Origin of the sequence: Rhizobium leguminosarum (genome assembly GCF_002953715.1) — a bacterium.
In the GTDB taxonomy this organism is placed as follows: domain Bacteria; phylum Pseudomonadota; class Alphaproteobacteria; order Rhizobiales; family Rhizobiaceae; genus Rhizobium; species Rhizobium leguminosarum_V.
Genome location: NZ_CP025014.1, coordinates 332,758 through 349,245, shown reverse-complemented (window position 1 = coordinate 349,245; position 16,488 = coordinate 332,758). Strand labels below are relative to the sequence as shown.

Below are 16,488 nucleotides of genomic sequence, written 5' to 3'. Positions count from 1 at the left end.
ATGCGCGACCGAGAAGCAGCCGGGTATTGAAAGTTACCCCAAATGACCCTCAACGGATGGCTTCAGATCCTGCTTTATTGCGGGATCGTCCTCGTGCTCGTCAAACCGCTCGGCGGTTACATGACGCGCGTCTTCAGCGGCGAGCGCACTTTCCTGTCACCGGTCCTCGTTCCGATCGAACGGGGGCTTTACCGCCTTGCCGGCACCAGCGAACGCGAGGAACAGCATTGGACCTCCTATGCCTTCGCCATGCTGCTCTTCAGCCTGCTCGGCGTCATCGTGCTTTACGCGCTGCAACGCCTGCAGGCCGGCCTTCCCTATAATCCAGCCGGCATGGCCGCCGTCCCGCCCGAGCTTTCCTTCAACACCGCCGTCAGCTTCGTCAGCAATACCAACTGGCAGAATTACGGCGGCGAAAGCACGATGTCCTATCTGACCCAGATGGCCGGCTTCACGGTCCAGAACTTCGCCTCTGCGGCGACGGGCATAGCCATCGCGCTCGCCTTCATCCGCGCCTTCTCGCGCGCTTCGGGCAAGGCCGTCGGCAATTTCTGGGTCGATATGACCAGGGCGACCTTCTATGTGCTACTGCCGATCTGCATCCTGCTGACACTGGTCTTCGTCTATCTCGGCGTGCCGCAGACGCTTGGCCCCTACGTCAATGCGACGACGCTCGAAGGCGCGCAGCAGACAATCGCCGTCGGTCCCGTTGCATCGCAGCTTGCAATCAAGATGCTCGGCACAAACGGCGGCGGCTTCTTCAATGCCAATTCCGCCCATCCGTTCGAAAACCCCGATGCGATCTCCAACCTCATCCAGATGGTGTCGATCTTCGCGATCGGTGCGGCCCTCACCAACGTTTTCGGCCGAATGGTCGGCAACCAGCGCCAGGGCTGGGCAATCCTTGCCACGATGGGCATCCTGTTCATCGTCGGTGTCGGCGTCACCTATTGGGCGGAAGCCGCCGGCAACCCGCTGATGCATGCCTTTGGTCTTGGCGGCGGCAACATGGAAGGCAAGGAAGTCCGCTTCGGCGTCGCCCTATCCTCGCTCTTTGCGGTCATCACCACGGCAGCCTCGTGCGGCGCGGTCAATGCGATGCACGGCAGCTTCACCGCGCTCGGCGGCCTCGTCCCGCTGATCAACATGCAGCTCGGCGAAGTCATCATCGGCGGTGTCGGCGCGGGCTTCTACGGCATCCTGCTCTTCATTATCGTCGCCGTCTTCGTCGCCGGCCTGATGGTCGGTCGCACGCCGGAATATCTCGGCAAGAAGATCGAGGCGAAAGAAATGAAGATGGCCGTTCTCGCCATTCTCTGCCTGCCGCTGGCCATGCTGGTGTTCACCGCGATCGCCACGGTGCTGCCAAGCGCCGTCGCCTCGATCGGCACCGCCGGCCCGCACGGCTTCTCCGAAATCCTCTATGCCTATACCTCGGCTGCGGCCAACAACGGCTCGGCTTTCGGCGGCCTGACGGGCAACACGCCCTGGTACAACGTGACGCTCGGCATCGGCATGCTCGCCGGCCGATTCCTGGTCATCATCCCCGCGCTTGCGATCGCCGGCTCGCTGATCGCCAAGAAGTCGGTTCCGGCCTCGGCAGGCACCTTCCCGACCGATGGTCCGCTCTTCGTCGGCCTGCTCGTCGGTACGATCCTGATCGTCGGCGGCCTGACCTTCTTCCCGGCCTTGGCGCTCGGCCCTGTCGTCGAGCACCTGGTCATGATCGCCGGTCAGACCTTCTGAGGTGATGCCATGATCCTGCGCCACAGGCTTCGCAACGCCTTCCATCCACGTCCCGGTGCGCCGGGGCGTGGGAATGGCCCGACGGCCCGCGCCACCGACATCATCCTGGTGATGATGGCAGGCCTCCTCGTCATCGCCGCCATCTTCAAAATCCTACAGGGCTGACCGGCTTCCGGTTCGCCATCCTCGTTTCAAAGCTGGAGTCTCTTATGAGCCAGGCAAAATCCGCGAGCATCATGGATTCTCGCATCCTCATTCCGGCCGTGGGCGCCGCTTTCAAGAAGCTCAACCCTCGGGCGCTTGCCAGAAACCCGGTCATGTTCGTCGTGGCCACGGTCTCGGTGCTGACCACCGTCCTCTTCCTGCGCGATCTCGTGGCAGGCAACGGCAATCTCGGCTTCTCGTTCCAGATCAATCTCTGGCTCTGGTTCACCGTGCTCTTTGCCAATTTCGCCGAAGCCGTTGCTGAAGGCCGCGGCAAGGCTCAGGCGGATTCGCTGCGCAAGGCGCGCACCGAAACCCAGGCGAAGCTGCTGACTGCCAATAACGGCAGCGGCTACCGCGTGGTGCCGGGCACCAGCCTCAAGGTCGGCGACCTCGTGCTCGTCGAAGCCGGCGACATCATCCCGTCGGACGGCGAAGTGGTCGAAGGTGTAGCCTCCGTCAACGAAGCGGCGATAACAGGCGAATCCGCCCCTGTCATCCGCGAATCCGGCGGCGACCGCTCGGCCGTCACCGGCGGCACGCAGGTGCTCTCCGACTGGATCCGCGTGCGCATCACCGCGGCTGCCGGCTCGACCTTCATCGACCGGATGATTGCGCTCGTCGAAGGCGCCGAACGCCAGAAGACGCCGAACGAGATCGCGCTTAACATCCTGCTCGCCGGCATGACGCTGATCTTCGTGCTCGCCACCGCGACGATCCCGAGCTTTGCCATCTATGCCGGCGGCTCGATCCCGATCATCGTGCTCGTCGCCCTCTTCGTCACCCTGATCCCGACGACGATCGGCGCACTGCTCTCGGCAATCGGCATTGCCGGCATGGACCGCCTCGTCCGCTTCAACGTGCTCGCCATGTCCGGCCGCGCGGTCGAAGCCGCCGGCGACGTCGACACACTGCTGCTCGACAAGACGGGCACGATCACGCTCGGCAATCGCCAGGCGACGACCTTCCGTCCGGTCAGCGGCGTTTCCGAACAGGATCTCGCCGATGCCGCCCAGCTCGCCTCGCTTGCCGACGAAACGCCGGAAGGCCGTTCCATCGTCGTGCTCGCCAAGGAGAAATACGCGATCCGCGGCCGCGACATGGCAAGCCTGAAAGCAACCTTCGTGCCCTTCACCGCCCAGACCCGCATGAGCGGCGTCGATCTCGAAGGCGCCTCGATCCGCAAGGGTGCGGTCGATGCCGTGCTGACCTATGTCAATGGCGATTCATCCTCGAAAAACGGCAGCGAGATCGTGCGCGAACTGCAGTCGATCGCCGACGAAGTCGCCAAATCAGGCGGCACGCCGCTGGCCGTTGCCCGCGACGGCAGGCTGCTCGGCGTCATCCAGCTGAAGGATATCGTCAAGGGCGGCATCCGCGAGCGCTTCACCGAGCTGCGCCGCATGGGCATCCGCACCGTGATGATCACAGGCGACAACCCGCTGACGGCAGCCGCCATCGCCGCCGAGGCCGGCGTCGACGACTTCCTCGCCCAGGCAACGCCGGAGATGAAGCTGGCGCTGATGCGCGAAGAACAGTCGAAGGGCAAGCTCGTCGCCATGTGCGGCGACGGCACCAACGATGCGCCGGCGCTCGCCCAGGCCGATGTCGGCGTCGCCATGAACACCGGCACGGTCGCCGCCCGCGAGGCCGGCAACATGGTCGATCTCGACTCCGACCCGACGAAGCTCATCGAGATCGTCGAGATCGGCAAACAGCTGTTGATGACGCGCGGCGCGCTGACGACCTTCTCGATCGCTAACGACATTGCCAAGTACTTCGCCATCATCCCAGCGATGTTCCTGACCTTCTACCCGCAGCTCGGCGTCTTGAACATCATGGGGCTTTCGACGCCGCAAAGCGCCATCCTCTCGGCGATCATCTTCAACGCGCTGATCATCATCGCGCTGATCCCGCTGTCGCTGAAGGGTGTCCGCTACCGTCCGATCGGCGCCGGCGCGCTGCTGTCGCGCAACCTGCTGATCTACGGTGCCGGCGGCATCATCGTTCCCTTCATCGGCATCAAGGCGATCGACATGGCTGTCGCAGCCCTCGGCCTCGCCTAACGGATCCCGTCTGAACACTCGAAGGAGTAAGACAATGTTGAAAGAACTTCGTCCGGCGGTCGTCATGATCGTTGCCACCACCGCCATCACCGGCCTGCTTTATCCGCTTGCCATGACGGGTGCTGCCCAGGCCCTGTTCCCGGCCCAGGCGAACGGCAGCCTGATCGAGAACAACGGCCAGGTGATCGGCTCGACGCTGATCGGCCAGGCCTTCACCAGCGACAAGTATTTCCACGGCCGTCCCTCGGCCGCCGGCGACGGCTACAATGCGGCCGCCTCCAGCGGCTCGAACCTCGGCCCGACCAGCCAGAAGCTGATCGACCGCGTCAAGGGCGACTATACCGCCGCCAAGGCGGCGAACCCAACGGCTGACGTGCCTGCCGACCTTGTCACCGCTTCGGGCAGCGGCCTCGATCCCGATATCTCGCCGGAGGCTGCCTATTTCCAGGTGGCGCGTGTTGCCAAGGCGCGAAGCCTTGATGAGGCCAAGGTCAACGCGCTGGTCGACGGTGCCGTTCAAGGCCGCGAGCTCGGCATTCTCGGCGAACCCACCGTCAATGTTCTGGCGTTGAACCAGAGCCTTGATGCTTCTATGACTGAGTGACCCTGGCAGGCTGCGCCCCTTTCCTTCCCTCATCCCTGCGCTCGTCACAGGGACGAGGGATAGGGAGATGTAACCCGGCCTCGGCAGCCATCTGCAGAAAGACCATACGCATGCCAGACGACAACCGCGACCAGGCCGGCAGGCCCTCGCCCGATGCCCTTCTCGAAAAAGCCCGGGCTGAAACGCGCGGCCGTCTGAAGATCTTTCTGGGTGCCGCCCCCGGCGTCGGCAAAACCTACGAGATGCTCGTCTCCGGCCGTGCCAAGATCGCCGACGGTCTCGATGTCATCATCGGCGTCGTCGAGACTCATGGCCGCAAGGAAACCGAAGCGCTCCTCAGCGGCTTCGAGATCATCCCTCGTGTCGAAATCAGCTACAAGGGCCGGCCGCTGGAGGAAATGGACCTCGACGGCATCCTTGCCCGCCGGCCTGATCTCGTGCTGGTCGATGAACTCGCCCATACCAATGCCGAGGGCAGCCGCCATCCGAAGCGCTATCTCGACGTGAAGGAATTGCTCGACCGCGGCATCGATGTCTATACGACGCTGAACATTCAGCATGTCGAAAGCCTGAACGACGTCGTCTCGCAGATCACCCGCATCCGTGTGCGCGAGACGGTACCGGACTCGATCATCGACCTTGCCGATGACGTCGAGATCATCGACCTGACGCCGGATGATCTGATCAAGCGCCTGCATGACGGCAAGGTCTACATGCCGCGCACCGCCGAGCGGGCGCTGACCAACTACTTCACGCCGGGCAACCTGACGGCGCTCAGAGAACTTGCGCTGCGCAAGACCGCACAGCGCGTCGACGACCAGTTGCTCACGCACATGCAGGCCCATGCCATATCAGGCCCCTGGGCGGCGGGCGAACGCGTTCTCGTCTCGGTCGACCACCATCCGCGCTCCGCCTCGCTGGTGCGTTATTCCGCCCGCATGGCCTCGCGGCTGCGCGCGCCCTGGGCTGCCGTCTATATCGAGACCAACCGCTCGATCAATCTGAACGAAGCCGAGCGCGATACCGTCGCCGCGACGCTGCGACTTGCCGAGCAGCTCGGCGGCGAAGCGATCACCATTCCCGGCCGCGAAGTCGCCGAAGAGCTTGTCCGCCACGCCACCGCCAACAACGTGACCCATATCGTCATCGGCGCCCCGAAGAAGCCGACATGGCGCGACTGGTGGAGCCGCTCGATCACCGACGAGCTGATCCGCAAGACCGGCGAGATCAGCGTCCATGTCATTTCCGGCAATGAGAAGGACGGCACCACCGCGCGCGGCGTCAGGGCGGCGGCCACCCCGCCGCAACTGGATCTCAGGGCCTACCTGCTGGCAACCTTTTATGTCGCCATCGCGCTCGGCGTCAGCGTCGTGCTCGACCAGGTGCTCGACGTGCGCAACCTCGCCCTCGTCTTCCTGATGGCGGTGCTGACCTCAGCCGTCCTCCACGGCCTGCGGCCGGCCCTTTACAGCTGCATCCTCAGCGCGCTGTCCTTCAACTTCTTCTTCCTGCCGCCGCGCTACACGCTGACGATCAGCGATCCGGAGAGCGTGCTTGCGCTCTTCTTCTTCCTGGGCGTCGCCATCATCGCCAGCAACCTGACTGCAACCGTGCAGCGCCAGGCCGCCGCCGCCCGCCAGCGGGCGCGCACGACCGAAGACCTTTATCTCTTCTCGAAAAAGCTCGCCGGCACCGGCACGCTCGACGACGTGCTCTGGGCAACCGCCTTCCAACTTGCCTCGATGCTGAAGGTCCGCGTCGTGCTGCTGCTGCCGGAAGAGGGCAGCATCGCCGTCAAGGCCGGTTATCCGCCTGATGATACGCTTGACGATGCCGATATCGCCGCCGCCCGCTGGGCCTGGGAGCACAATCACGCCGCCGGCCGCGGCGCCGACACCCTGCCCGGCGCCAAACGCCTCTATGTGCCGCTGAGAACCGGGCGCACCGCCGTCGGTGTCATCGGCCTCGACAGTGACCGCCGCGACGGACCGCTGCTGACGCCTGAGCAACAGCGCCTGCTCGATGCGCTGGCCGACCAGGCGGCCCTTGCCATCGAACGCGTCCAGCTCGTCGCCGATGTCGACCGGGCAAGACTTGGGGCCGAAGCAGACCGGTTGCGCTCGGCCCTGCTGACTTCGATCTCGCACGACCTGAAGACACCGCTTGCCGCCATCCTCGGCGCCGCCGGCACGCTGCGCGATTATTTCGCCTCGATGCCGGAGGAGGACCGCAGCGACCTGCTGTCGACCGTCGTCGACGAATCCGAACGCCTCAACCGCTTCATCGCCAACCTGCTCGACATGACCAAGATCGAATCCGGCGCGATGGAGCCGAACTATGCGCTGCATTATGCCGGCGATATTGTCGGAAGCGCACTTCGCCGTGCCGCAAAGATCCTCGACGGCCACAAGACCGAGATGAGCATTCCCGCCGACCTGCCGATGGTGCGCGTCGATCCTGTCCTGTTCGAGCAAGTGATCTTCAACCTGCTCGACAATGCCGCGAAATACGCGCCCGAGGGATCGGTGATCTATATCGAGGGCTGGGCCGATGCCGACAATGTCGTCGTGCAGATTTCGGACGAGGGCCCAGGCATTCCGCCGGCCGATCTTAACCGCGTCTTCGATACCTTCTACCGCGTGCGCAAGGGCGATCAGGTGCGCGCCGGCACCGGTCTTGGCCTTTCCATCTGCCGCGGCTTTATCGAGGCGATGGGCGGCACGATCACCGCCGGCAACCGGATTGGCCGTCCGGGCGCAGTCTTCACCATCCGCCTGCCGAAACCCAACGACATTCCGAAACTGGATGAACTCAGATGACCGGTTCAGCCGTCAAAATCCTCGTCGTCGACGACGAGCCTCCGATCCGCAAGCTGCTCCGCGTCGGCCTGACCGCTCAGGGCTACGAGGTGCGCGAGGCGCCAAATGCCAGCACCGCCCGGCAGTCGGTCGCCGACGATATGCCCGATCTCATCGTGCTCGACCTCGGCCTGCCCGACACATCAGGCCACGACCTGCTGCAGGCGTGGCGCGATGAAGGGCTTTCCATGCCGGTCGTCATTCTGTCCAGCCGCACCGACGAGGCCGGCATCGTCAAGGCGCTGGAAAGCGGCGCCGACGATTACGTCACCAAGCCCTTCGGCATCAACGAACTCGGCGCCCGCATCCGCGTGGCGCTGCGCCACCGCCTGCAGCAGCAGGGCGAAAAGGCGATCTTCCAGACCGGTGGGCTGTCGATCGATCTCGTCAAGCGCATCGTCAAGGTCGACGGCCAGGAAATAAAGCTGTCGCCGAAGGAATACGACATCCTGCGCGTGCTCGCCCAGCATGCCGGCAAGGTGCTGACACACCAGTTTCTTCTAAAGCAGGTATGGGGGCCGGCGGCGGATGTGCAGTATCTGCGCGTCTACGTCCGGCAACTGCGGCAAAAGGTCGAACAGATTCCGGACCAGCCGCACTATATCACCACGGAGACCGGCGTCGGCTACCGGCTCAGGGAACCGGATTGACCTCCCTTCCCTCCCGCCGCCCGAACAGTATCGAGCCCGAACAGCATCGAGAATGACATGAACCTTCCCAACATCATCCGGCCGGAACACACCTTCATCGGCGTGTCGGCGCCGACCAAATGGCGCGCGCTGCAGACCATAGCCGACAAGGCCGCCAAGGCTTTCTCCGTCGATGGCCAGACCATCCTGAAGGCGCTCGAAGCGCGTGAGAAGCTCGGTTCCACCGGCATCGGCAACGGCATTGCCATCCCGCATGCGGCGATCGACGGCATGACCAGCCCGCGCGGCCTTCTCCTCCGCTTCGCCCAACCATTGGATTTCGAGGCGATCGACGATATCCCGACCGACATCGCCTTCGTGCTGCTCTTCGGAGAAAATAATCGCGGCGAATATCTGAACGTGCTTTCCGCCATCGCCAGGCGGCTGCAATCGGACGGCGCGCTTGCCGCCATGCGCAAGGCAAGAACGGTCGACGAATTCTATTCCGATTTCATCGCCGATTCACGGGTGTGACGGCATTGGAACAGGATTCCGATTTCAGGCCGGCAGTCTAAAATCTGAATCCTGTTCTAAATTAAAAAAAGGCGCGGCCCGAAGGTCGCGCCTCACTTGTCTGCAAAGAGACGATCTTAGAAATCGCGCTGGAAGCGCAGGAAGCCGAACACGTCGTCGTCGCCTTCGTCCTCATCGTGATATTGCACGCTGAGCTTCGTACGCAGGTCTTCGACGATCTGGTAGTCGATGGTGACACCGGTCGTGTAGGCGCTGCCGCCGGTGAAGCCGTTGCCGTCAGCCTCGAGAGCGATGTTTTCGAAGTACTGGAAGCCGGGAGTGACCTTCCACTTGTCGTTGATCTTCAAGGCATACTCAGCTGCGATCGTCCATTCGGACTCTTCGTAGTAGTAGTTGGCGCCGCTTGCCCATACGCCGGCAATGCCGAGCGTACCCGGGCCGATGTCGGCATAGACGATACCGCGGACAGCGACTTCGCTGGTGTCGGTGTCATAGCCGGCAAGCAGGTAAGCGCTGATGGCGCCGGCCTTGTAGGAGACCTGGCCTGCGACACCAAAGTTGTTCGGGCCGTCGCCCGGCTTGGTGGCGTAGTCTTCTTCCAGTTCGTCGACCGAGATGCCGGCCGCGAAAGCGCCGGCCTCGTACTGATAACGGATCGAGTTGTGGGTCGTCTCGTTGCTGGCGAGCGTATCGGTCTCGCCGCTCATGTCGTCATCCCACCAGCTGTACAGCTTACCGGCGCGGAAACCGGCAATGTCGATGTAGCCTTCATCAAGCAGAGCGTCCTGATCGGAGGCATTGTCGGCATTGTAACGCAGCGTGATGACGCCGGTGAGCGTGCCGTACTCGGTGTCGTTCTTGGCCTGGAAGGTGACCTGACCGCGAGTCCAGAAGTTTACGTCGGAATCGCCGGAAATATGGTCACCGAAGCGGACTTCGGTACGGATGTAACCGCCGATCGAAAGGCATGTTTCCGTCCCCGGAATATAAAAATAGCCGGTACCGTAGGCGTCGCAAACGCGAACATATTCCACGGGCTCGGGTTCCGCCGCCACGATGGCGTCGGCTGCGCGGGCTCCGGAGGCCGCGGCAAGGGCGGCAACGGAGGCAAAAAGGATAGTTCTGATATTCATTTTGAATGGCCCTAACAGGTTTGGAATGCGAGGCACACTTCAAGGGGTGCCCCCGCGTAGCGGTCGGCGAATACGGCCGCACGGGAGCCATATAGGAATCCACAAGTGTCATCGCGGCAAAATTTTGGCAAAAATCCGCATCACCATGTCGCTTTCGTGGAGGAACTGTGGCCAAAAAAACACGGCCGCGCGGCAGGCAGCGCCCGGCGACCAATTGGCCGCGGCCAACTTCGGCACGTCCATTTCCAAATTGCCCCTTAAATGGAATGGCATTCTAACAGCCACGCCGGAACCGGAAGAACCTTTGTTTCATTATACGACTGACTTGATAGTGTTTAGGCACAAACACGGAGGGTTCCCCAATGCAGACACAACGGCTCACCCGGCTCATCGCCGCCGCGGTCATGGCAGGCAGCTTCGCAATCGGGAGCATCGCTCCTGCATTCGCGGATCAGACGCTTCTTAACGTTTCCTACGATCCGACTCGCGAATTGTATAAGGATTTCAATGCTGCCTTTGCCGCCAAGTGGCAGAAGGACACCGGTGAAACCGTAACGATCCAGGCGTCGCATGGCGGCTCCGGTGCCCAGGCCCGCTCCGTCATCGACGGTCTCGACGCCGACGTCGTCACGCTTGCGCTCGAAGGTGATATCGACGCCATCGCCAAGAAGACCGGCAAGATCCCGGCCGACTGGAAGACCAAGTTCCCCAACAATTCGACGCCCTATACGTCGACGATCGTCTTCCTGGTCCGTAAGGGCAACCCGAAGGGCATCAAGGATTGGGGCGACCTGGTCAAGGACGACGTGCAGGTCATCACCCCGAACCCGAAGACATCGGGCGGCGCCCGCTGGAACTTCCTGGCAGCCTGGGCTTGGGCCAAGCAGGCGAATGGCGGCGACGAAGCCAAGGCGCAGGATTACGTGACGAAACTGCTGCAGCACGTTCCGGTTCTCGACACCGGCGCGCGCGGCGCCACGACCACCTTCGTCCAGCGCGGTCTCGGCGACGTGCTGCTGGCCTGGGAAAACGAAGCCTATCTTTCGCTTGAGGAACTCGGTCCCGATCAGTTCGAGATCGTGACGCCGGCCTTCTCCATCCGCGCCGATCCGCCGGTCGCCATCGTCGACGGCAATGTCGACAAGAAGGGCACGCGTAAGGTCGCCGAAGCCTATCTCAACTACCTCTATTCGGACGAAGGCCAGAAGATCGCCGCCAAGCACTTCTACCGGCCGATCAAGCCGGAAGTCGCCGATCCGGCTGACATCGCCCGCTTCCCGAAGCTGACGCTCGCGACCATCGACGATTTCGGCGGCTGGAAAGACGCACAGCCGAAATTCTTCGGCGACGGCGGGGTATTTGACCAAATCTACAAGCCGGCCCAATAATAGACTTCATGAAAGCACATAGCCCCACGCGGTGGCGGTTCAAGCGGCCGAGCGTCATTCCGGGTTTCGGAATGGCGCTCGGCCTTACCTTGACCTGGCTCACCCTTCTGATCCTCATCCCGCTCTCGGGCCTTGCCGTCCGGTCGAGCGCGCTCGGCTGGGAGAAATTCTGGTCGATCGCGCTCGATCCGCGCACGCTGAACGCGCTGCGCATCAGCTTCGGCAGCGCCTTCATCGCCGCGATCGTCAATGCTGTCTTCGGCATCATCCTCGCCTGGGTGCTGGTGCGTTACCGTTTCCCCGGCAAGCGCGTCATCGATGCCATGGTCGACCTGCCTTTCGCGCTGCCGACTGCCGTCGCCGGCATCGCGCTGACGACGCTCTACGCGCCGAACGGCTGGATCGGCCAGTTCCTGACGCCGCTCGGCATCAAGATCGCCTTTACGCCAGCCGGTATCGTCGTGGCGCTGATCTTCGTCGGCCTGCCCTTCGTGGTGCGCACCGTGCAACCCGTCATGGAGGAAATCGACAAGGAAGTGGAGGAGGCCGCAGCAACGCTCGGCGCCAACCGCTTCCAGACGATTTTCCGCGTGCTGCTGCCGGGGCTGGCGCCCGCCGTGCTCACCGGCTTCGCGCTCGCCTTTGCCCGTGGCGTCGGCGAATACGGCTCGGTCATCTTCATCGCCGGCAACCTGCCGTTCAAATCGGAGATCGCGCCGCTGCTGATCATCATCAAACTCGAAGAGTATAATTACGCGGCAGCGACCGGTATTGCGGCGATCATGCTGGTCATCTCGTTCGCCATGCTGCTCGTTATCAATCTCATCCAGAGCTGGAGCAGGCGGAGGTACGGCTATGGCGCTTGATGCGACCGCTCAACCGGTGAAGCTGCGTTCGGTGACCACCGAAAACAGGATCGCGCGCTTCACGCTGATCGTTCTTTCACTCGTCTTCCTGCTGCTGATCCTGCTTCTGCCGCTCGCAGCCGTTTTCGTCGAGGCCTTGCGCAAAGGGCCCGCCCCCTTCTTCGTGGCGCTCGCCGACGCCGAGACCTTGTCGGCGATCCGCCTGACGCTGATCGTCGCCGGCGTCAGCGTGCCTCTCAACCTCGTCTTCGGGGTCGCCGCCGCCTGGGCAATCGCCAAGTTCGAGTTCAAGGGCAAGGCCTTCCTGACGACGCTGATCGACCTGCCCTTCTCGGTCTCACCCGTCATATCGGGCCTGGTCTTCGTTCTGCTGTTCGGCGCCAATACCTGGCTCGGCCAGTGGTTCAGCGCTCACGACATCAAGATCCTGTTTGCGGTGCCAGGGTTGATCCTCGCCACCATGTTCGTCACCTTCCCCTTCGTCGCCCGCGAGCTGATCCCGCTGATGCAGGAACAGGGAACGGCCGATGAGGAGGCAGCCCTTTCGCTCGGCGCCAGCGGCTGGCAGACCTTCTGGCACGTGACGCTGCCGAATATCAAATGGGGCCTGCTCTACGGCGTGCTGCTCTGCAACGCCCGCGCCATGGGTGAATTCGGCGCCGTCTCGGTGGTGTCAGGCCACATCCGCGGTCAGACGAACACCATGCCGCTGCAGGTGGAAATTCTCTATAACGAGTATAATTTCACCGGCGCTTTTGCCGTCGCCACACTTTTGGCCTTGCTCGCGCTCGTGACTCTTGTTTTGAAGACGCTGCTGGAAATGCGCTATAGCGCGGAAATCGCCGCCAGCCGGCGGCACTGAAGGATTTGGAATGGAAGTACGCGTTCAAAACATTCGCAAGGAATTCGATCGTTTTCCGGCGCTGCACGATGTCTCGCTCGACATCCGCTCCGGCGAGCTGATCGCACTGCTGGGCCCCTCGGGCTCCGGCAAGACGACATTGCTGCGGCTGATCGCCGGCCTCGAAAGCCCGACGGAGGGGCTGATCTTCTTCGGCGACGAGGATGCCTCGAAGAAATCAGTGCAGCAGCGCAATATCGGCTTCGTCTTCCAGCACTATGCTCTCTTTCGCTACATGACTGTGCTCGAAAACGTCTCCTTCGGCCTGAAGGTCAGAAACAGCGCGCGGCGGCCGCCTAAGGCCGATATCCGCAGGCGGGCGCTCGAACTGCTCGACCTCGTCCAGCTTTCCGGTCTCGAAAAACGCTACCCCGCCCAGCTTTCAGGCGGCCAGCGCCAGCGTGTGGCGCTCGCCCGCGCCATGGCCGTCGAGCCGAACGTGCTGCTGCTCGACGAACCCTTCGGCGCGCTCGACGCCCAGGTGCGCAAGGACCTGCGTAAATGGCTGCGCGATATCCACGATCGCACCGGACATACCACCGTCTTCGTCACCCACGACCAGGATGAGGCGCTGGAGCTTGCCGACCGCGTCGTGGTCATGAGTCAGGGCGCGATCGAACAGGTCGGCACGCCGGACCAAGTCTACGACAATCCGAATTCTCCCTTCGTCTTCGGCTTCATCGGCCAGTCGAACTGCCTGCAAGTCGAGGTATCAGACGGTGACATCCGATTCGAAGGCCGCTCGCTCGGCCTCAATGCCGAAGGCGAGCCGGATGGCACGGCGCAACTCTATTTCCGCCCGCATGACGTCAGGCTCTGCGAATCAGCTGAAAACTGTATCGCCGGCCAGCCGGTCTCCAGCCGCCGCGTGGCAGGCACCCGCCATATCGAGTTGGATATCGGCAACGACCGACCGCATATCGAGATCGAATTGCCGCCGAGCGAGGCCGACAGGCTCGACCGCAACCGGGTGGCTTTCAAGCCGACCCGCTGGAAGCTGTTTCGCAGCTGATGGAGATTGGTGACGCTGTAACACCTTGAATTCTTGCATAATTTTATCCCTAAATCGACTCCGATTTAGGGAATTATGCAGGAGGCCATCGCCGGAATCGTATTTGGCGAGAGTCCCTTAAGGTTTTTGTTATCTAAGGTTGTTTGTATTTCAGTCATATGACGAGTAAAACGTTTTCGCTTAATCATTAAGGGCTGGACTAATCCCATAGGAGGCACCTGGCGTTGAGGGCGGAGATTTCCTTTGGAAAATCCCTGATCGGGATTTTGTTCGTAGGACTGGCAGCTGCAAGCTGCACAACGACATCGAAACCGGCGGCAACGGCGGCGAACACCAAGACGAAGCAGGGCCAAGCGGCGAAAGTCACGTTCAATTATACGGCCAAAGACCGCGAGTGCCTGCAGCGCGCGATGTATTTCGAATCGCTGCATTCGGACGAGGACGGCTACATGGCTGTCGGGACCGTCGTCATGAACAGGCTCACCTCCGGCGCCTATCCCACATCGATCTGCGGCGTGGTGGCCCAGAAAAGGCAGTTCGCGCCCGGCGTGATGACGCGCGAAGTCAAGCCGCAGGCGGAAACTGAGCTTGCCAGCGCGGCCGATGCAATCCTTGTTAAAGGCGCACGCCATCCTGCGGTGAAGGACGCGATGTTCTTCCACACCGATGGGCTGAAATTCCCTTACGACAACATGCACTATGTGACGGTTGCTGGCGGCAACGCCTTCTACGAGAAGCGCGACTCCAACGGCATGCTTGAAACGCCGCCGCCGCTGCCCTCCTACGAGGTGGCGATGAACTATGTGCCCGGCGAAACCATGCTGCCGCCGCAATTCGAGGCCCTGATACCCTCGGCGGTTCCCGTTCCTCTGCCGGCTCCGGACCCCCTGGCGACGGCGAGCACCGGGCAGATGCGGATCACGGCGCCGGTGACCGCGCCGGAAACATCACCGGTAACATCGGTCGAACCCGAGCCGGGAATGCCCATCGCGATCCCTATTCCCCGGCCCGCCTATGACAGCGTGATGCTGCGTGAAAGCCTTCCGACGAACGGCGGTTAAACCGCCGTTCCGGTCTATGGGGTGGAAGCGTGTTTTTGTTTCCGCGCAATTCCGGACGCGAACCGCTGCCCACTTTTGCTGGAATTGCTCCGATGCACGTCGCCCAAAAGTGCGAAACGGTTTTGGGATAACGACATGCATACATCAAGGACTTAAAGCGCGTCGGATGAATCCGGATCGACGCGACGCACTTTAGGCGCGCTCTTCCCAGACCCTCGCCAGTTCCACGATCGTTTTGACCGCCTTTTCCATGTCCTGGCGGCTCACCCATTCGAGCGGCGAGTGGAAGGCATGGCCGCCGGCGAAGATGTTCGGACACGGCAGTCCCATGAAGGAAAGGCGCGAGCCATCCGTGCCGCCGCGGATGCTGCCGCGCACCGGCGTCATGCCGGCCCGGCGCACCGCCTCGATGGCATTCTCGACGATCTCCGGGTGACGATCGAGCACCACCTTCATGTTGCGATACTGTTCCTTCACCTGGAAATGATAGGTCGAGCCGGGATAGGCTGACATCACGTCCTTGACGATGGCTTCGAGCATCGTCTCCTTTTCCGTGAGCCCCTTGTCAGTGAAGTCACGGATGATGAAGCTCAGCGACGCCTTCTCCATCGAGCCGGTGACGCCGATCGGATGGATGAAGCCCTGCTGGCCTTCCGTGGTCTCCGGGGCAAGATCCCTCGGTAGCCGGTCGATGATGGCGCCAGCGATCTTGATGGCGTTTTCCATGCGGTCCTTGGCGAAACCGGGATGGATTGCCACACCTGATATGCTGATCTCGACGCCGTCGGCCGAGAAGGTCTCATCCTCGATATGACCGGCCGTCTCGCCATCCATCGTATAGGCGAAATCGGCACCGAGTTTCTTCAGGTCGACCTTGTTGACGCCGCGCCCGACTTCCTCGTCGGGCGTGAACAGGATCTTGATCGTCCCGTGCTTGATATCAGGATTGCCGACGAGCATCGCAGCCGCGGTCATGATTTCGGCCAGTCCGGCCTTGTCGTCGGCGCCGAGCAATGTCGTTCCATCGGTCGTGACGATGTCGTTGCCGATCTGGTTCTTCAGCTCGGGATGTTCGCCAACGCGGATCACCCGACCCGTGTCGCCGACAAGCTTGATATCCCCGCCGGCATAATTCCTGACGATCTGCGGCTTGACATTAGTGCCGCTGAAATCGGGCGCCGTATCCATGTGCGAGCAGAAACAGATGACCGGCACCGTCTTGTCGCTATTGGCCGGAATGGTCGCGTAGACATAACCGTGTTCATCGAGATGCGCGTCGGCAAGACCGATCTTCAGCAATTCATCGACCAGAACCCGTCCAAGATCCTTCTGCTTTCCGGTGGTCGGCTGCGTCGACGAGGAAGGATCGGATTGAGTATCGATAACGACATAACGGAGAAAGCGGTCGAGAGCAGTGTCGGTCATAGCATCCAGTCCAGCAAGATCACGCAGAGGATATAGCCCTCATGGGCGATGCGGCAAAAGA

15 protein-coding genes are annotated in these 16,488 nt (G+C 62.2%); 12 read left to right on the top strand and 3 right to left on the bottom strand.

Going from position 1 to position 16,488, the window contains the following annotated elements; genetic code table 11:
• Positions 1-42: 42 nt before the first annotated feature.
• The 7 genes from kdpA to CUJ84_RS31145 all read left to right on the top strand — a co-directional run bounded on the left by kdpA (position 43) and on the right by CUJ84_RS31145 (position 8,641).
• Positions 43-1,746: a potassium-transporting ATPase subunit KdpA gene (gene kdpA / locus CUJ84_RS31170; RefSeq protein ID WP_105009461.1), complete on the top strand. Its 1,704-nt coding sequence runs from the start codon at positions 43-45 to the stop codon at positions 1,744-1,746.
• A 9-nt stretch (positions 1,747-1,755) separates the two neighbouring features.
• A complete protein-coding gene (locus CUJ84_RS38470) occupies positions 1,756-1,911 on the top strand; it encodes a hypothetical protein (RefSeq protein WP_196237591.1) in 156 nt (51 codons plus the stop codon).
• Positions 1,912-1,955: 44 nt separating this feature from the next.
• On the top strand, positions 1,956-4,016 hold the full coding sequence (kdpB, locus tag CUJ84_RS31165) for a potassium-transporting ATPase subunit KdpB (RefSeq protein WP_105009460.1): 2,061 nt from the start codon (positions 1,956-1,958) through the stop codon (positions 4,014-4,016).
• Positions 4,017-4,050: 34 nt separating this feature from the next.
• On the top strand, positions 4,051-4,620 hold the full coding sequence (kdpC, locus tag CUJ84_RS31160; protein ID WP_105009459.1) for a potassium-transporting ATPase subunit KdpC: 570 nt from the start codon (positions 4,051-4,053) through the stop codon (positions 4,618-4,620).
• A 110-nt stretch (positions 4,621-4,730) separates the two neighbouring features.
• Positions 4,731-7,439 carry a sensor histidine kinase gene (locus CUJ84_RS31155; RefSeq protein ID WP_105009458.1) on the top strand — a complete coding sequence of 903 codons (2,709 nt, stop codon included), beginning with the start codon at positions 4,731-4,733 and terminating at the stop codon, positions 7,437-7,439.
• Complete coding sequence (locus CUJ84_RS31150; RefSeq protein ID WP_105009457.1) at positions 7,436-8,128, top strand: response regulator transcription factor; 693 nt, start codon at positions 7,436-7,438, stop codon at positions 8,126-8,128. The genes CUJ84_RS31155 and CUJ84_RS31150 overlap by 4 nt, the downstream gene beginning before the upstream one ends.
• Positions 8,129-8,185: 57 nt before the next feature.
• Entirely contained in the window at positions 8,186-8,641 is a 456-nt protein-coding gene (locus CUJ84_RS31145; RefSeq protein WP_027687433.1) for a PTS sugar transporter subunit IIA, read from the top strand.
• Between the two features lie 116 nt (positions 8,642-8,757).
• On the opposite strand, the gene CUJ84_RS31140 is transcribed toward CUJ84_RS31145, so the two are convergent.
• Both CUJ84_RS31140 and CUJ84_RS39205 read right to left on the bottom strand, forming a co-directional pair.
• Positions 8,758-9,774, bottom strand: a complete 1,017-nt coding sequence (locus tag CUJ84_RS31140; RefSeq protein ID WP_027687432.1) for a porin — start codon at positions 9,772-9,774, stop codon at positions 8,758-8,760.
• A gap of 108 nt (positions 9,775-9,882) precedes the next feature.
• Positions 9,883-10,017, bottom strand: a complete 135-nt coding sequence (locus CUJ84_RS39205; RefSeq protein WP_281069966.1) for a hypothetical protein — start codon at positions 10,015-10,017, stop codon at positions 9,883-9,885.
• 119 nt (positions 10,018-10,136) lie between these two features.
• On the opposite strand from CUJ84_RS39205, the gene CUJ84_RS31135 reads away from it, so the two are divergent.
• From CUJ84_RS31135 to CUJ84_RS31115, 5 genes are all read left to right on the top strand, one after another.
• Entirely contained in the window at positions 10,137-11,162 is a 1,026-nt protein-coding gene (locus CUJ84_RS31135; RefSeq protein WP_105009456.1) for a sulfate ABC transporter substrate-binding protein, read from the top strand.
• A gap of 8 nt (positions 11,163-11,170) precedes the next feature.
• On the top strand, positions 11,171-12,028 hold the full coding sequence (gene cysT / locus CUJ84_RS31130; RefSeq protein ID WP_027687429.1) for a sulfate ABC transporter permease subunit CysT: 858 nt from the start codon (positions 11,171-11,173) through the stop codon (positions 12,026-12,028).
• On the top strand, positions 12,018-12,890 hold the full coding sequence (cysW, locus tag CUJ84_RS31125; RefSeq protein WP_105009455.1) for a sulfate ABC transporter permease subunit CysW: 873 nt from the start codon (positions 12,018-12,020) through the stop codon (positions 12,888-12,890). Before cysT ends, cysW begins: the two co-directional genes overlap by 11 nt.
• Positions 12,891-12,900: 10 nt before the next feature.
• Complete coding sequence (locus tag CUJ84_RS31120; RefSeq protein ID WP_105009454.1) at positions 12,901-13,941, top strand: sulfate/molybdate ABC transporter ATP-binding protein; 1,041 nt, start codon at positions 12,901-12,903, stop codon at positions 13,939-13,941.
• A 224-nt stretch (positions 13,942-14,165) separates the two neighbouring features.
• Entirely contained in the window at positions 14,166-15,002 is an 837-nt protein-coding gene (locus tag CUJ84_RS31115; RefSeq protein ID WP_105009453.1) for a cell wall hydrolase, read from the top strand.
• Positions 15,003-15,194: 192 nt separating this feature from the next.
• Here CUJ84_RS31115 and pepT read toward each other — a convergent pair whose 3' ends face one another.
• The gene (gene pepT / locus CUJ84_RS31110) at positions 15,195-16,427 is read right to left on the bottom strand and encodes a peptidase T (RefSeq protein WP_105009452.1); all 1,233 of its coding nucleotides are present in this window, start codon (positions 16,425-16,427) and stop codon (positions 15,195-15,197) included.
• Positions 16,428-16,488 lie beyond the last annotated feature (61 nt).

Bases quoted from the DNA above. Each gene is read 5' to 3' on its own strand.
- CUJ84_RS38470 (WP_196237591.1), top strand. From the start codon at position 1,756: ATGATCCTGCGCCACAGGCTTCGCAACGCCTTCCATCCACGTCCCGGT.
- CUJ84_RS31140 (WP_027687432.1), bottom strand. From the start codon at position 9,774: ATGAATATCAGAACTATCCTTTTTGCCTCCGTTGCCGCCCTTGCCGCG.
- cysT (WP_027687429.1), top strand. From the start codon at position 11,171: ATGAAAGCACATAGCCCCACGCGGTGGCGGTTCAAGCGGCCGAGCGTC.
- CUJ84_RS31145 (WP_027687433.1), top strand. From the start codon at position 8,186: ATGAACCTTCCCAACATCATCCGGCCGGAACACACCTTCATCGGCGTG.
- pepT (WP_105009452.1), bottom strand. From the start codon at position 16,427: ATGACCGACACTGCTCTCGACCGCTTTCTCCGTTATGTCGTTATCGAT.
- CUJ84_RS31120 (WP_105009454.1), top strand. From the start codon at position 12,901: ATGGAAGTACGCGTTCAAAACATTCGCAAGGAATTCGATCGTTTTCCG.
- kdpB (WP_105009460.1), top strand. From the start codon at position 1,956: ATGAGCCAGGCAAAATCCGCGAGCATCATGGATTCTCGCATCCTCATT.
- CUJ84_RS39205 (WP_281069966.1), bottom strand. From the start codon at position 10,017: ATGGACGTGCCGAAGTTGGCCGCGGCCAATTGGTCGCCGGGCGCTGCC.
- CUJ84_RS31155 (WP_105009458.1), top strand. From the start codon at position 4,731: ATGCCAGACGACAACCGCGACCAGGCCGGCAGGCCCTCGCCCGATGCC.
- CUJ84_RS31135 (WP_105009456.1), top strand. From the start codon at position 10,137: ATGCAGACACAACGGCTCACCCGGCTCATCGCCGCCGCGGTCATGGCA.
- cysW (WP_105009455.1), top strand. From the start codon at position 12,018: ATGGCGCTTGATGCGACCGCTCAACCGGTGAAGCTGCGTTCGGTGACC.
- kdpC (WP_105009459.1), top strand. From the start codon at position 4,051: ATGTTGAAAGAACTTCGTCCGGCGGTCGTCATGATCGTTGCCACCACC.
- kdpA (WP_105009461.1), top strand. From the start codon at position 43: ATGACCCTCAACGGATGGCTTCAGATCCTGCTTTATTGCGGGATCGTC.
- CUJ84_RS31150 (WP_105009457.1), top strand. From the start codon at position 7,436: ATGACCGGTTCAGCCGTCAAAATCCTCGTCGTCGACGACGAGCCTCCG.